Origin of the sequence: Silvania sp. (assembly GCF_051656365.1) — a bacterium.
Classification (GTDB): Bacteria; Pseudomonadota; Gammaproteobacteria; order Enterobacterales; family Enterobacteriaceae; genus Enterobacter; species Enterobacter hatchlandensis.
Window position 1 is genome coordinate 1 of the sequence record NZ_JBOGBT010000088.1, and the last position, 16112, is coordinate 16112.

Genomic DNA, 16112 nt, shown 5'->3' on the forward strand with positions numbered 1-16112 from the left:
TCCCTTTTACGGAGAGGGCGGGGTGAGGGTCATTTCTGGCACGCCTATTGCTTAGTTAAATCACAGATTCAGTGGTTTGGCTTAACGTGCAACTTAGTCGCACCAGCGCAGTTCAGAGGTAGCACCGTTTCGGTGCAGACAGCGTTTTTTGCCTCCGAATGGTGCGGCGCGCTTCGCAAAAATAAACAATAACGCAGCAAAATCTTTACATTAAGCCAAACTAAATGCTAACAAACACGTATAACACTGCACTCGTTTAGCGCGAGCAATAACAACATCACACTGGGTATCAATGCGTCTCTGACGCTGATAAAAAAGGAGTTGGGTATGCAATTACGTAAACTGGCCACAGCAATGCTGGTGATGGGACTGTCTGCAGGCGTGGTTCACGCTGAAGACGCAGCCCCGGCCGCCGGCAGCACCCTGGAAAAAATTGCTAAAAACGGCGTCATCGTGGTCGGCCACCGTGAGTCTTCTGTCCCGTTCTCATACTATGACAACACGCAAAAAGTCGTGGGCTACTCTCAGGCCTACTCCAATGCCATCGTCGACGCGGTGAAGAAAAAGCTGAACAAACCGGATCTGGAAGTGAAGCTGATCCCAATCACCTCGCAAAACCGTATTCCCCTGCTGCAAAACGGCACCTTCGATTTTGAGTGCGGCTCCACCACCAACAACCTTGAGCGTCAGAAACAGGCTGCCTTCTCCGACACTATCTTCGTGGTCGGTACCCGTCTGCTGACCAAAAAAGGCGGCGAGATTAAAGATTTCGCAGACCTGAAAGGCAAAGCGGTGGTTGTCACTTCCGGTACGACTTCTGAAGTTCTGCTGCACAAGCTGAATGAAGAGAAGAAAATGGATATGCGCATCATCAGCGCGAAAGACCATGGTGACTCCTTCCGCACCCTGGAAAGCGGTCGTGCCGTCGCGTTTATGATGGATGATGCCCTGCTGGCCGGTGAACGTGCGAAAGCCAAAAAACCGGACAACTGGGAAATCGTGGGCACGGCGCAATCGAAAGAAGCCTATGGCTGCATGATGCGTAAAGACGACCCGGAATTCAAAAAACTGGTCGATGACACCATCGCGCAGGTGCAGACCTCCGGCGAAGCAGAAAAATGGTTCGGAAAATGGTTCAGCAACCCAATCCCACCAAAAAATCTGAACATGAACTTTGAACTGTCTGACGACATGAAAGCCCTGTTCAAAGAACCGAACGACAAGGCACTTAACTAATTAGAACCAATAAGGGCGGGTTCTCCTGCCCTCTCGATTGTCGGGAAGCGCGGACAGACTAAACGTTGAGTGGTCGTTCCCCACTGGGCGTGAAAATTTGCTTCTCACCAATCTTCGAGGGTAGCGCTGCTACCCTTTTTTTTCCGGAGTTTATTATGTCAATTGACTGGAACTGGGGCATTTTCCTGCAGCAAGCCCCGTTCGGCAACACCACCTATCTGGGCTGGCTGTGGAGCGGTTTTCAGGTCACGGTCGCGCTGTCGATCACGGCCTGGGTAATCGCCTTCCTCGTCGGCTCGCTGTTCGGTATTCTGCGTACCGTGCCTAACCGCTTTCTTTCCTCTTTGGGAACCTGTTACGTCGAACTATTCCGTAACGTTCCGTTAATCGTGCAGTTTTTTACCTGGTACCTGGTTATTCCGGAACTGCTGCCCGAAGATATCGGCATGTGGTTTAAATCTGAGCTGGATCCGAACATTCAGTTCTTTGTCTCCTCCATGCTGTGTCTGGGCCTGTTCACCGCCGCACGCGTCTGCGAGCAAGTGCGTGCGGCTATCCAGTCCCTGCCTCGCGGGCAGAAAAATGCCGCGCTGGCGATGGGCCTGACTTTGCCGCAAGCCTATCGCTACGTGCTGCTGCCAAACGCCTACCGCGTGATCGTCCCGCCGATGACTTCAGAGATGATGAACCTGGTGAAAAACTCGGCCATCGCCTCCACCATCGGTCTGGTGGATATGGCCGCGCAGGCGGGCAAACTGCTGGATTATTCCGCCCATGCGTGGGAATCCTTTACCGCCATTACCCTGGCGTACGTTCTGATTAATGCCGTAATTATGCTGGTGATGAACCTGGTCGAACGTAAAGTTCGCCTGCCGGGCAACCTGGGGGGCAAATAATGTACGAGTTTGACTGGAGTTCCATTGTTCCCTCCCTGCCCTATCTGCTGGATGGGCTGATCATTACCCTGAAGATCACCCTGACGGCGGTTGTGATCGGGATTGTCTGGGGCACCCTGCTGGCGGTCATGCGTCTGTCGACCTTTAAGCCGATCGCCTGGTTTGCCACTGCTTACGTCAACGTGTTTCGCTCCATCCCACTGGTGATGGTACTTCTTTGGTTCTACCTGATTGTGCCAGGTCTGCTGCAGGATGTTCTTGGCCTGTCGCCGAAAAGCGATATCCGCCTGATCTCGGCGATGGTGGCCTTCTCGATGTTTGAGGCGGCGTATTATTCCGAGATTATTCGTGCCGGGATCCAGAGTATCTCCCGCGGACAGTCCAGCGCCGCGCTGGCATTAGGGATGACCCACTGGCAGTCGATGAAGCTTATTATTCTGCCGCAGGCGTTCCGCGCCATGGTGCCACTGCTGCTGACCCAAGGTATTGTCCTGTTCCAGGATACCTCTCTGGTCTATGTATTGAGTCTGGCAGACTTCTTCCGTACCGCCTCCACCATCGGCGAGCGCGATGGTACCCAGGTCGAGATGATCCTGTTCGCAGGTGCGGTCTATTTTGCAATTAGCTTAAGCGCGTCGCTGTTGGTCAGCTGGCTGAAGAAAAGGACAGTCTAATGATTTCCCTGAAAAATGTTTCTAAATGGTATGGGCACTTTCAGGTGCTGACCGATTGCTCCACGGAAGTAAAAAAGGGTGATGTTGTGGTGGTCTGTGGGCCTTCCGGCTCGGGCAAATCAACGCTTATCAAAACCGTGAACGGCCTGGAGCCGGTGCAGAAAGGCGAGATTGTCGTCAACGGCACGAAAGTGAACGATAAGAAAACCAATCTGGCCAAGCTGCGTTCCAACGTTGGGATGGTGTTCCAGCATTTCGAGCTGTTCCCGCATCTGTCCATAATCGAGAACCTGACGCTGGCGCAGGTCAAAGTGCTTAAACGCGATAAAACCGCTGCCCGTGAAAAAGCGCTGAAGCTGCTGGAGCGCGTAGGCCTGACTGCGCATGCGGATAAGTACCCGGCGCAGCTCTCTGGCGGTCAGCAACAGCGCGTGGCGATTGCCCGTGCACTGTGTATGGATCCGGTGGCGATGCTGTTTGATGAGCCTACGTCCGCACTCGATCCGGAGATGATCAACGAAGTGCTGGATGTCATGGTACAACTGGCGCAGGAAGGCATGACCATGATGGTGGTGACTCACGAAATGGGCTTTGCACGCAAAGTGGCCAACCGGGTGATCTTTATGGATGAGGGTAAAATCGTCGAGGATTCGGCAAAAGAAGAGTTCTTTGCTAACCCGCAGTCTGAACGCGCCAAAGACTTCCTCGCCAAAATTCTGCATTAATCTCCCGGTGTGCAATCGCAGGATTGCACACCGCTTCTCGTGAGCAATCAGAGCAACGGAGCCGCTCATACGAGAGCCGATCATCACAGATAACGTCCCTCGCGCATAAACTCGCTCGTTACCGACCATGATATTTGACTCCTGATGGCAGATCAGCTGCGTGTTATCTCATACAAAATATTAACAATCCGCTGTGATGCATCATGAAAAGATATTGAATCAAATAATTCATATTGAGTTAAGAAAAAAACAAGTAGCGAAATTCGCCTTCTCTGGCTAGCATCCTCATTCCTCAGGTAAAGCAAATACATCTTCATATTTATATAATTCAAGATGTATGTATTTTTCACTAGAAAATTAACGCTCACTATCCTTAACGCCATATTGAGAATGATTCTCATGGCGATAGTGGCCATACGACTTCAATAAATGAAACAAAACGGATGTTGCTTCATGAAGAAATTTAAAAATAGCCTGCTAGTCAGCTTGTATATTGTGCTTTTCTGGTGCCATGCCGCCAGTGCCGACGTTGCGAACAGCTCGGTCAATCAAAAAGAACAGGACAAAGCACGGCAAGATACATTATCGCCAAATGAACAGGTATATTCCTCATCCCGGCAATCTGCATCTGCAGAAGAGATTGTTTTTCCGATAGAAAAAAATTGCAGAGTTATAGAACGAGTCACTATTAAATCTGATAATGATAAATTAACCAGCAAGCTATTGGGAAAAATAACCCACCAGGCGCTGAATAAGTGCCTGGGGATTAATGGCATTCGCCTGCTTTCTCACAAACTGCAAAATGAACTTATCGTCCAGGGATATATTACATCTCTAATTGATGTCCCATCTCAATCATTGGACAGCGGCGACCTTCTGTTAACGTTGACGTATGGTAGGGTTGGCGAAATTACGTTTAGCCCTGAAACACGCAACACCACCAGCTTATGGAACACAATGCCTCTGGAAAGGGGTGACATTTTGCGTCTGTCCGATCTGGAACAAGGCATAGCGAACCTGCAACGACTTCCTGGTACCCAGGCACAAATGCAGCTTGCGCCGGGTGAGCAGTTTGCTGAAAGCAGTATCACACTTACCCGCAATCTGGACAAAAAATGGCAGATCGGTGCATGGCTTGACGATGCCGGCAGCCGGCGCAGCGGTCGCTATCAGGGCGGAGGTGCGTTATACCTGTACGACATCACAGGGCTTAACGATCTGTTTTACGTCTCGGCGGGTGGCGATATGGAATTCAACCAATCCGAAGACGGTAACAGCAATGCCAGCCTCTACTACTCCATTCCCTTTGGTTACTGGACACTGAGCGTTTACGCCGGGCAAAGTGAATATCGCCAGCTTTTCAAGGGAAGCTGGATCACGACCGATTACACCTCAAAAAACCGTTACTACAGCACCAGTCTGTCCCGGGTGCTTTCCCATACCCGTGAGCAGAAGACCACGCTCATGGGTAAGATATTTAAAAATCTTTCACGCTACTATTTAGCAGGAAGCGAACTGATGGTCATGCGTAAGCAAAACCCCGCCTGGGAGCTGACCCTTAACCATCAACGCTATTATAACGGCAAAGTCGTGGATGCCAGTTTAGGCATTCAGCGCCGCCTGCCCTGGTTGAGTTCCTCCCCCACGCCTGAGGAAGAGGCGCAACTTTATACGAAGCAATCTCGTGTTGTGCATGCTAACGTCCAGGCATTAATGAAATTTGCCGCTACGGGTAATAAATTTACCTATGCCCCACAATTCACCGCGCAATTTAGCCCCGATACGTTATCGTCCGATAATAAAATAAATATTGGCAATCGCTGGACGGTGCGGGGATTTGACGGTGAAACCACGCTCTCCGGAAATCAAGGCTGGTACTGGCGTAATGATTTTATCTGGGACCTCCCTCTGCCTGACCAACAATTTTATGTCGGCACCGATATTGGGAAAATTATCGGTGATAGCGAATATTATGACGAAAAAATCATGTCGGGCGCGGTACTCGGGGTTAAAGGCGAAAAATTCCAGACCAGCTATAACCTGTTTATTGCGACGCCCATTGCTAAACCGGGTAATTTACACAGCGAAGCCTTGAATTTAGGTATGTCATTAAACTGGAGGTTTTAACTCTCAGCACTACGTTGTTTTCACTCCATCACCATTAACTTTAATTTAAAGGAATAAATAAATGTTTAAAATTAATCTAATTTATATCGCCCTGGCGACCGCACTCACCTCAACCGTCACATGGGCAGATCCGGGATCCTATACGCTGGCAACCGGCCCAAAGGTTATTGATATTGAAAAACCCAATGATGCAGGGGTTTCACATAATATCTATCGCAGCTTTGACGTCGACCAGAAAGGGGTTATTTTAAATAATAGCATCGACAATACCAAACATAGTACCTACGGAAATATTGCCAGAAACAATAATCTCGACGGTGCTGCGGCATCAATGATAATTAACGAAGTGGTTTCGAATCAGGCCAGTACTCTGCAAGGTTTTATTGAAGTCGCGGGGCAAAAAGCAGATGTTATTGTGGCGAACCCTAACGGTATTACCTGCTCAGGATGCAGCTTTATCAATACCAAAAGAGCGGTGTTGACGACAGGCTCGGTTAATCTTGATGAGAGCGGCGCGGTCGATAACTACAAAATCACCAACGGTAATATTACTATCGATGGTAACGGTTTGACCGCGAATAATGACCTTACTGCTGTGCTCGCTGACGCCATTAACATTAATGGCATGATTAATACCAATCAGATGTCTATTGCAGCAGGCAACTTTACGCTTGACGATAAGAGTGGAACTATAATTTCCGCTGGCAAGGCGGCGACCGCACGTGAGTTTCGCGATAATAAACTGAGCATCGACATCTCTCAGTTAGGGGGCGTGCGTGCCAACTCAATCAGCATGGTCGGTACTAATCTTGGCTTTGGTGTGCGTAACAAAGGCGCTATTGTTGCCAATAACAAACTGCTGATGACCAGCAACGGAAGGTTGACTAACGATGGAACAATAGAAAGCAATGGGGTGAATGGTGTCGGGGCGCAGTTATCCTCTGCCAGCACCCTGGAGAATAACGGAACCATTGCCGCCACTAACATGATGCTCATTAACAGTTACGATAAACTGGTTAACAAGGGAACCATCACCAGTTCAAGCCGATTAATAATGGAAGCCGCCAGGGATATTGAGAATCATGGCAATATAAAGGGCGCAGCGGCACTGATGATGGGAACAGGCGGTAGTCTTACTACACAGTCGGGTTCATCTCTGAAATCAGACGGTCTGCTGTCCATCAATAGCTTAAATAATATTAACCTTAAAGGTGACATTCTCGGTAACGATGTTAAGCTTAACTTCGGCGGTAGCCAGTTCAATGCCGGGGGCTCTGTTAAGGCAAATTCATCACTCAATATTGTTTCCTACAATAACACTGATAATACCACTCCTGGTAATGGTAATATTAATGTTTCAGGAGAGCTCCTTGCCGCCAGGAATTTACAAGTGCAAACCAATGGCAAGTTTTCTAATCAGGCTAGCGGTCAAATTTGGGCTGCATCTTATTCAATTAACAGCAACGTGTTCGAAAACCGTGGGGATTTACGAGGTGATAATGCGCAAATCTCCGCCAATAAATTCGATAATTACAATATAATGTACAGCGATCGTCTTAATATCAACACAACTGGCAATGTGTACAATGAAGGCACAATGCAAGGTGCTACCGAGATGATGATTGATACAACACGCAATGGCAAAATCATCAACCGTGGCTTAATTCACACAGACGGCACACTGACCCTGACAACCTATGGTGTTGAAAACGGCGGATACAGCTGCGGCTGGTTTGGCTGGAACACCTGTGGTGCCGGTACACTTTCCGCAAACAAACTGGTATTGAATTCAACACACGACTATGCCAGCCATATGGGCGGCACACAAAAATTTAAATTAGCTGAAATTAATACCTTTTAATTCCTGACCAAACAACGATGCGCCACATCCGCGCATCGTTGTTTTATTCTGTTAGGGTTCAAAAGGCCGACGCTGGAACTGGTCATGACCGCATTTCGGACAGACCGGCAGCAGATCCGGAGTATAGACCGCCAGATGGAAGTGACAATTTTCACACACCAGATTACCTAATCCGACCACCTCACCGCTGTGATACACCCCGTGATGATTCAGATCCTGAAATACCTCGCGCCATTCCAGCTGGGTTTTATCGGTGATGTCAGCCAGCTCCTGCCACAGACTCTCTTTGATCACCCGCATAAACACGCTATCGGTGACCTCATCCTGGCTCTCTTCATAGCTGCGGGCGAACTCTTCCAGATCGCGGCGCACCGCGCGCGTTACCTCTTCCACCTCGGTGCGCGTCAACTCACCCGTCTGCATTACTCGTACTCGCGCCTGTGCGACCAGCGCATCAATATCACGCTCGCCGTTACGCAGACGTTCGGTCAATGTTGCCACCAGTTCGCGGTAAAATTGAGCAACCTTGTTCATCATTTTGCCTCCCGGGTAAGTAACTCTCTCTAATGATAGACCTTATTTCCTTACCGCTCTGTCAGCTCCACCACACTCTGCGTAAATTCCTGCAAGGGGCTTTTGAGGTAAAGGCTGTTTTGACGCGGACGTTTGGGCTATGCTAAGCGGATCTGAAATACCACATCCATTGGCTACGTTTGTAGCAGTAATGAACACAGGACCACTGGCAGCCATGCAAGAGCAATACCGCCCGGAAGAGATAGAATCCAAAGTCCAGCAACACTGGGACGAGAAGCGCACTTTTGAAGTCACTGAAGACGAGAGCAAAGAGAAGTATTACTGCCTGTCGATGCTTCCCTATCCTTCTGGCCGACTACACATGGGCCACGTGCGTAACTATACCATCGGTGATGTGATCGCCCGCTACCAGCGCATGTTGGGCAAAAACGTCCTGCAGCCGATTGGCTGGGATGCGTTCGGTCTGCCTGCTGAAGGGGCTGCGGTCAAAAACAACACGGCGCCTGCGCCGTGGACCTACGACAATATCGCCTACATGAAAAACCAGCTCAAAATGCTGGGCTTTGGCTATGACTGGAGCCGTGAGCTGGCGACCTGTACCCCGGAATACTACCGCTGGGAACAGAAGTTCTTCACCGAACTCTACAAAAAAGGGTTGGTTTACAAGAAAACTTCAGCCGTTAACTGGTGCCCGAACGATCAGACCGTGCTGGCAAACGAACAGGTTATCGACGGCTGCTGCTGGCGCTGCGACACCAAAGTTGAGCGCAAAGAGATCCCGCAGTGGTTTATCAAAATCACCGCCTACGCCGACGAGTTGCTGAACGACCTCGACAATCTGGATCAGTGGCCTGATACCGTTAAGACCATGCAGCGCAACTGGATTGGACGTTCTGAAGGCGTGGAAATCACCTTCAACGTAGAAAACTATGATCACACGCTGACCGTCTACACCACCCGTCCGGACACCTTTATGGGTGCGACCTACCTGGCCGTGGCCGCAGGTCACCCGCTGGCGCAGAAAGCAGCTGAGAACAATCCGGAACTGGCCGCGTTTATCGACGAATGCCGCAACACCAAAGTGGCCGAAGCCGACATGGCGACCATGGAGAAAAAAGGTGTTGCTACCGGATTCTACGCCACGCACCCACTGACTGGCGAAGCGATCCCAGTCTGGGCGGCCAACTTCGTGCTGATGGAATACGGTACGGGCGCGGTGATGGCCGTTCCGGGTCACGATCAGCGTGACTACGAGTTTGCCAGCAAATACCAGCTGAACATCAAGCCCGTTATCCTGACAGCAGACGGTTCAGAACCGGATCTGTCTGAGCAAGCATTGACCGAAAAAGGCGTGCTGTTCAACTCCGGAGAATTCAGCGGTCTGAGCTTTGAAGAGGGCTTTAACGCTATCGCCGACAAACTGGCTGCGCTGGGCGTGGGTGAACGTAAAGTTAACTACCGTCTGCGCGACTGGGGCGTTTCCCGTCAGCGTTACTGGGGCGCGCCAATCCCGATGGTGACTCTGGAAGATGGCACCGTACTGCCGACCCCGGAAGATCAGCTGCCGGTGATCCTGCCGGAAGACGTGGTGATGGACGGGATCAGCAGCCCAATTAAAGCTGACCCAGAGTGGGCGAAGACCACGGTCAACGGTCAGCCTGCGCTGCGTGAAACCGACACCTTCGACACCTTTATGGAGTCCTCCTGGTATTACGCGCGCTACACCTGCCCGCAGCATCAGGAAGGCATGCTGGATTCTAAAGCGGCGAACTACTGGCTGCCGGTAGATATCTACATTGGCGGGATCGAACACGCCATCATGCACCTTCTCTACTTCCGCTTCTTCCATAAGCTGATGCGTGACGCAGGCCTGGTGAATTCCAACGAACCGGCTAAACAGCTGCTGTGCCAGGGCATGGTACTGGCCGATGCGTTCTACTACGTCGGTGTCAATGGCGAGCGTAACTGGGTCTCCCCGGTGGATGCTATCGTTGAGCGCGACGAGAAAGGCCGTATCGTAAAAGCGAAAGACGCGGAAGGTCACGAGCTGGTGTATACCGGTATGAGCAAAATGTCGAAGTCGAAAAACAACGGCATTGACCCGCAGGTGATGGTTGAGCGTTACGGCGCCGACACCGTGCGTCTGTTCATGATGTTTGCGTCTCCGGCAGATATGACCCTCGAGTGGCAGGAATCCGGCGTTGAAGGGGCTAACCGCTTCCTTAAACGTGTCTGGAAACTGGTTTACGAACATACCTCTCAGGGTGCGGTTCCGGCACTCGACGTTGCGGCCCTGAGCGAAGATCAGCAGGCGCTGCGTCGTGATGTGCATAAAACGATTGCGAAAGTGACCGATGATATTGGCCGTCGTCAGACCTTCAATACCGCAATTGCGGCTATTATGGAATTGATGAACAAGCTGGCGAAAGCCCCGCAAGAAGGTGAGCAGGATCGTGCCTTAATGCGCGAAGCGCTGCTGGCCGTTGTCCGTATGCTGAACCCGTTCACCCCACACGCCAGCTTTACCCTGTGGCAGGAGCTGAACGGCGAAGGCGATATCGACAACGCACCGTGGCCGGTAGCAGATGACGCTGCGATGGTAGAAAACACCACCCTGGTCGTCGTTCAGGTTAACGGTAAAGTACGCGGTAAAATTACTGTTCCGGTTGATGCAACCCAAGAGCAGGTCCGCGAACGTGCATGCCAGGAACATCTGGTAGCGAAGCATCTGGATGGCGTTACCGTACGTAAAGTGATCTACGTGCCCGGTAAACTGCTGAACCTGGTCGTTGGCTAAGCGCGGGAGGAAGCGTGCGACAACTGGCAACATTACTGTTAGCGCTGGCGGTGTTAATCACCGCTGGCTGTGGCTGGCATCTGCGTAACACCACGCAGGTTCCGGAACAGATGAAGAAGATGATTTTCGATTCGGGCGATCCTAATGGTCCACTCAGCCGGGCTATTCGTAATCAACTGCGTCTTAACGGTGTCGAACTGGTCGAAAAAGGGTCCCTGCGCCAGGATATCCCGTCATTGCGTATCTTAAACTCGACTCTGGGACAGGATACCGCTTCCATCTTCCAGGATGGTCGTACTGCGGAATACCAGATGGTCATGGAAGTGCATGCGGCGGTGCTGATCCCGGGAAGCGATATTTACCCGATCTCCACCAAGGTTTATCGTTCGTTCTTCGATAACCCGCAGACCGCACTGGCGAAAGACGCTGAGCAGTCAATTATCATCAATGAGATGTACGATAAGGCAGCGGAGCAGCTGATCCGTAAGTTGCCGAGTGTCCATACCGCTGAAAAAGAGCATGCCGGGCAGGATAAACCTGCGGCGGCATCCTCGCCTCGCGTCACCTCGACGCTGGGTCAGTAATGCTCAGGTTGTACCCTGAACAACTCCGCGCGCAGCTCAATGAAGGGCTGCGCGCGGCGTATCTGCTACTTGGAAACGATCCGCTGCTGCTGCAGGAAAGTCAGGATGCCGTGCGCCAGATTGCCGCGACTCAGGGCTTTGACGAGCACCACAGCTTTACTCTTGATAACAGCACCGACTGGCAGGAGCTCTTCTCGCTCTGTCAGGCGATGAGCCTGTTTGCCGCCCGACAAACCCTGCATATTCAGCTCCCGGAAAACGGCCCGAATGCGGCGATCAACGAACAGTTGGCGACGCTGGTTAGCCTGCTGCACGACGATCTGCTGCTGATTATCCGCGGGAACAAACTGACCAAAGCTCAGGAAAATGCCGCCTGGTACAGTGCGCTGGCAACCCGCTCGGTGCTGGTGACCTGTCAGACGCCAGAGCAAGCGCACCTGCCTAAATGGGTTGCTGCACGGGCAAAGCAGAACAATCTTCAGCTGGACGATGCGGCAAATCAGCTGCTGTGTTACTGCTACGAAGGGAATCTGCTGGCCCTTGCCCAGGCCCTCGAGCGTCTGTCGTTACTCTGGCCTGATGGCAAACTGACTTTACCGCGGGTGGAGCAGGCCGTCAGCGACGCCGCGCATTTCACCCCGTTCCACTGGGTCGATGCCCTGCTGTCCGCGAAGAGCAAACGCGCCCTGCATATTCTGCAACAGCTGCGCCTTGAGGGTAGCGAGCCGGTTATCCTGCTCAGAACCTTGCAGCGTGAGCTGCTGCTACTGGTGACGCTGAAACGCCAGTCAGCTCACACGCCCCTGCGCGCCCTGTTTGATAAGCACCGCGTCTGGCAGAACCGTCGCGGCATGACCACCGAGGCCCTGAACCGCCTCAGCCCGGAACAGCTGCGTCAGGCTGTCCAACTACTGGCGCGTACCGAGCTGACCCTGAAGCAGGATTATGGTCAATCGGTGTGGTCAGAGCTGGAAAGTCTCTCTTTGCTGCTGTGCCACAAGGCACTGGCCGATATCTTTATAGAGGGTTGAGATGCATAGGCTCCAGGCCCTGTTTGGCGGCACCTTTGATCCCGTGCACTATGGTCATCTAAAACCGGTCGAAATACTGGCGAATCAGATTGGCCTGCAGTGCGTAACGATCATGCCCAACAACGTGCCGCCGCACCGTCCGCAGCCGGACGCCAGCAGCACTCAACGCAAGCACATGCTGGAACTGGCAATAGCGGATAAACCGCTGTTTCGCCTCGACGAGCGCGAACTGCGCCGCGACAGCCCGTCATACACGGCGCAAACGTTACAGGAATGGCGCGTCGAACAGGGGCCAGAGACGCCGCTGGCGTTTATTATCGGCCAGGATTCCCTGCTCACCTTCCCGAGCTGGCATCAGTATCACACCATCCTCGAGAACAGCCATCTGATCGTCTGTCGCCGTCCCGGCTATCCGCTGACGATGAAAGAGGAGCAACATCAGCAGTGGCTGGAGCAGCACCTGACGTACCAGTCGGAAGATCTGCACAGTCTCCCCGCCGGTAAAATCTACCTGGCAGAAACGCCATGGTTTGATATCTCGGCGACGCTAATTCGCCAGCGCCTGCAGCAAGGGCTACCCTGTGATGAGATGTTACCGACTGCGGTGCTGCGTTACATCCAGCAGCAGGGGTTGTATCAGAAAAGCGACAACTGAGCGGCGGCTGAGAGAAAAAGCGCGCCATTCGCGCTCTCGCCATTGACACCCCCATCCAGGCTGATATCCTCCGCAGCCAGACTGCCCGCCATGCATTGTTTTACAAAAACTGTTTTACAAAAATGGCGATGCAATCTCCGGCAGAGGGTGGGATGATACCCGCCTTCACCAGCCTGTCCGGTGACATTTGTCCCGACACCGCGGCCAGTTCAGGTATACTGTCTGGCTACGATTTTACCGTTACTCAATCTCACTCCCCAGGGGGAAAACTTGCAGGGTAAAGCACTCCAGGATTTCGTTATCGACAAAATTGATGACCTGAAAGGTCAGGACATCATTGCTATCGACGTACAAGGCAGATCAAGCATCACCGACTGCATGATTATCTGCACCGGTACTTCCACTCGCCACGTTGCTTCCATTGCTGACCATGTGGTTCAGGAATCACGCGCTGCCGGCATGCTGCCGCTGGGTGTGGAAGGCGAAGCTACCGCTGACTGGGTCGTCGTTGACCTCGGCGAAGTGATTGTCCACGTCATGCAGGAAGAGAGCCGTCGCCTGTATGAGCTGGAAAAACTCTGGGGTTAATGCGTGAAGCTGCAACTGGTAGCCGTCGGCACGAAAATGCCCGACTGGGTACAAACCGGGTTTACTGAGTATCTGCGTCGCTTTCCAAAAGATATGCCGTTTGAGCTGGTGGAGATCCCCGCCGGTAAGCGCGGCAAGAATGCGGATATCAAACGTATTCTCGATAAAGAGGGTGAACTGATGCTGGCCGCCGCCGGCAAAAACCGCATCGTCACTCTCGATATTCCGGGCAAACCCTGGGATACGCCGCAGCTGGCGCAGGAGCTCGAGCGCTGGAAGCTGGACGGTCGCGACGTCAGCCTGTTAATTGGCGGTCCGGAGGGATTATCCCCGGCCTGCAAAGCGGCAGCAGAACAAAGTTGGTCACTCTCCGCGCTGACGATGCCCCACCCGCTGGTTCGGGTGCTGGTGGCAGAAAGTCTCTATCGCGCGTGGAGCATCACGACCAACCACCCTTATCACCGTGAGTAATCATTAAGTCCTGGATGAATTAAGCAGCGGATGAAACTACAGAATTCTTTTCGCGACTATACGGCTGAGTCTGCGCTGTTTGTGCGCCGGGCGCTGGTTGCCTTTACGGGGATTTTGCTGCTGACTGGCGTGCTGATCGCCAACCTTTATAATCTGCAGGTTGTCCGTTTTACAGATTACCAGACACGTTCCAATGAAAACCGCATCAAACTCGTCCCTATCGCCCCCAGCCGCGGCATTATTTACGATCGCAACGGTACGCCGCTGGCGCTCAACCGGACGATTTATCAGATAGAGATGATGCCGGAGAAGGTCGATAACGTCCAACAGACGCTGGATGCCCTGCGCGGCGTGGTCGATCTGAACGACGACGATATTGCGAACTTTAAAAAAGAGCGTTCGCGTTCGCATCGCTTTACCTCTATCCCGGTGAAAACCAACCTCACCGAAGTCCAGGTTGCCCGCTTTGCGGTTAACCAGTACCGCTTCCCTGGCGTTGAAGTGAAAGGCTATAAACGCCGCTTCTATCCCTACGGCTCGGCGCTAACGCACGTTATCGGCTATGTCTCTAAAATCAACGACAAAGACGTCGACAGGCTGGATAAAGACGGCAAGTTAGCCAACTATGCGGCAACCCACGACATTGGCAAACTCGGTATTGAGCGCTACTACGAAGATATTCTTCACGGCGAAACCGGTTATGAAGAAGTGGAAGTCAACAACCGTGGCCGGGTAATCCGTCAGTTGAAAGAGGTACCACCGCAGGCCGGGCATGATATTTACCTGACGCTGGATCTCAAACTCCAGCAGTATGTCGAAACCCTGCTGGCAGGCAGCCGTGCAGCGGTGATTGTGACCGATCCCCGCACGGGCAGCATTCTGGCGCTGGTGTCAAACCCGAGTTACGATCCGAATTTGTTCGTTGACGGTATTTCCAGCAAAGATTACGCCAGTCTGCTCAACGACCCTAATACGCCGCTGATCAACCGTGCAACGCAGGGCGTTTATCCCCCGGCCTCTACGGTGAAACCTTACGTGGCGGTGTCGGCGCTCAGCGCCGGGGTAATCACCCGCAATACCGGTCTCTTCGACCCAGGCTGGTGGCAGCTACCGGGCTCTGAAAAACGCTACCGCGACTGGAAGAAGTGGGGCCACGGCCATCTGAACATCACCAAATCGCTGGAGGAGTCGGCGGATACTTTCTTCTATCAGGTCGCCTACGATATGGGTATCGATCGCCTCTCCGAATGGATGGGCAAATTTGGCTATGGTCACTACACCGGCATCGACCTGTCGGAAGAGCGCTCCGGCAACATGCCAACCCGCGAGTGGAAGCTAAAGCGCTTTAAGAAACCGTGGTATCAGGGTGACACCATCCCGGTCGGCATCGGCCAGGGTTACTGGACCGCCACCCCGATTCAGATGAGCAAAGCGCTGATGATCCTGATTAACGACGGCGTCGTAAAAGTCCCGCATCTGCTGATGAGTACGGTAGAAAATGGCAAAAAAGTGCCGTGGACGCAGCCGCACGAGCCACCGGTGGGTGATATCCATTCCGGTTACTGGGAAATTGCCAAAGACGGGATGTACGGCGTAGCAAACCGCGCTAACGGTACGGCACACAAATACTTTGCCGGTTCACCGTATAAAATTGCGGCCAAATCCGGTACGGCGCAGGTCTTTGGCCTGAAGGCCAACGAAACCTATAACGCGCACAAAATTGCTGAACGTCTGCGTGACCATAAGCTGATGATCGCGTTTGCCCCTTACGATAACCCGCAGGTGGCGGTGTCCATTATTCTGGAAAACGGCGGTGTCGGCCCGGCGGTCGGTACCATCATGCGCCAGATCCTTGACCACATTATGCTGGGTGACAATAACACTGAATTGCCGAGCGAAAGCCCGGCAGCCGCCGGCGCGGAGGACCAATAAT

At 52.5% G+C, this 16112-nt stretch carries 14 protein-coding genes; 13 read left to right on the top strand and 1 reads right to left on the bottom strand.

The window, feature by feature from the left end:
- Positions 1-327: 327 nt before the first annotated feature.
- From ACRDD5_RS16480 to ACRDD5_RS16505, 6 genes are all read left to right on the top strand, one after another.
- On the top strand, positions 328-1236 hold the full coding sequence (locus tag ACRDD5_RS16480; RefSeq protein WP_271283558.1) for an amino acid ABC transporter substrate-binding protein: 909 nt from the start codon (positions 328-330) through the stop codon (positions 1234-1236).
- A 155-nt stretch (positions 1237-1391) separates the two neighbouring features.
- Positions 1392-2132: a glutamate/aspartate ABC transporter permease GltJ gene (gene gltJ / locus ACRDD5_RS16485; protein WP_271283557.1), complete on the top strand. Its 741-nt coding sequence runs from the start codon at positions 1392-1394 to the stop codon at positions 2130-2132.
- Positions 2132-2806 carry a glutamate/aspartate ABC transporter permease GltK gene (gene gltK, locus ACRDD5_RS16490; RefSeq protein WP_438677371.1) on the top strand — a complete coding sequence of 225 codons (675 nt, stop codon included), beginning with the start codon at positions 2132-2134 and terminating at the stop codon, positions 2804-2806. The genes gltJ and gltK overlap by 1 nt, the downstream gene beginning before the upstream one ends.
- Positions 2806-3531, top strand: coding sequence for an amino acid ABC transporter ATP-binding protein (locus ACRDD5_RS16495; protein ID WP_271283555.1), 726 nt, complete (start codon positions 2806-2808; stop codon positions 3529-3531). The genes gltK and ACRDD5_RS16495 overlap by 1 nt, the downstream gene beginning before the upstream one ends.
- A gap of 453 nt (positions 3532-3984) precedes the next feature.
- On the top strand, positions 3985-5658 hold the full coding sequence (locus ACRDD5_RS16500; RefSeq protein WP_438677372.1) for a ShlB/FhaC/HecB family hemolysin secretion/activation protein: 1674 nt from the start codon (positions 3985-3987) through the stop codon (positions 5656-5658).
- A 61-nt stretch (positions 5659-5719) separates the two neighbouring features.
- Positions 5720-7519, top strand: coding sequence for a two-partner secretion domain-containing protein (locus ACRDD5_RS16505; protein ID WP_438677373.1), 1800 nt, complete (start codon positions 5720-5722; stop codon positions 7517-7519).
- 51 nt (positions 7520-7570) lie between these two features.
- Here ACRDD5_RS16505 and ACRDD5_RS16510 read toward each other — a convergent pair whose 3' ends face one another.
- Positions 7571-8053, bottom strand: coding sequence for a zinc ribbon-containing protein (locus ACRDD5_RS16510; protein ID WP_271283582.1), 483 nt, complete (start codon positions 8051-8053; stop codon positions 7571-7573).
- A gap of 214 nt (positions 8054-8267) precedes the next feature.
- Between ACRDD5_RS16510 and leuS the strand changes: the two genes are divergently transcribed.
- The 7 genes from leuS to mrdA all read left to right on the top strand — a co-directional run bounded on the left by leuS (position 8268) and on the right by mrdA (position 16111).
- The gene (gene leuS, locus ACRDD5_RS16515) at positions 8268-10850 is read left to right on the top strand and encodes a leucine--tRNA ligase (protein ID WP_438677374.1); all 2583 of its coding nucleotides are present in this window, start codon (positions 8268-8270) and stop codon (positions 10848-10850) included.
- A gap of 14 nt (positions 10851-10864) precedes the next feature.
- Positions 10865-11434 (top strand): LPS assembly lipoprotein LptE, encoded by a 570-nt coding sequence (gene lptE / locus ACRDD5_RS16520; RefSeq protein WP_438677375.1) that lies wholly within the window; start codon positions 10865-10867, stop codon positions 11432-11434.
- Positions 11434-12465 carry a DNA polymerase III subunit delta gene (holA, locus tag ACRDD5_RS16525; RefSeq protein WP_438677376.1) on the top strand — a complete coding sequence of 344 codons (1032 nt, stop codon included), beginning with the start codon at positions 11434-11436 and terminating at the stop codon, positions 12463-12465. Before lptE ends, holA begins: the two co-directional genes overlap by 1 nt.
- 1 nt (position 12466) lies before the next feature.
- Positions 12467-13120, top strand: a complete 654-nt coding sequence (gene nadD / locus ACRDD5_RS16530) for a nicotinate-nucleotide adenylyltransferase (protein ID WP_438677377.1) — start codon at positions 12467-12469, stop codon at positions 13118-13120.
- A 270-nt stretch (positions 13121-13390) separates the two neighbouring features.
- A complete protein-coding gene (gene rsfS / locus ACRDD5_RS16535) occupies positions 13391-13708 on the top strand; it encodes a ribosome silencing factor (RefSeq protein ID WP_271283548.1) in 318 nt (105 codons plus the stop codon).
- 3 nt (positions 13709-13711) lie between these two features.
- A complete protein-coding gene (rlmH, locus tag ACRDD5_RS16540) occupies positions 13712-14179 on the top strand; it encodes a 23S rRNA (pseudouridine(1915)-N(3))-methyltransferase RlmH (RefSeq protein ID WP_271283547.1) in 468 nt (155 codons plus the stop codon).
- Positions 14180-14209: 30 nt separating this feature from the next.
- Positions 14210-16111 carry a peptidoglycan DD-transpeptidase MrdA gene (mrdA, locus tag ACRDD5_RS16545; RefSeq protein ID WP_271283546.1) on the top strand — a complete coding sequence of 634 codons (1902 nt, stop codon included), beginning with the start codon at positions 14210-14212 and terminating at the stop codon, positions 16109-16111.
- Position 16112: the final 1 nt, after the last annotated feature.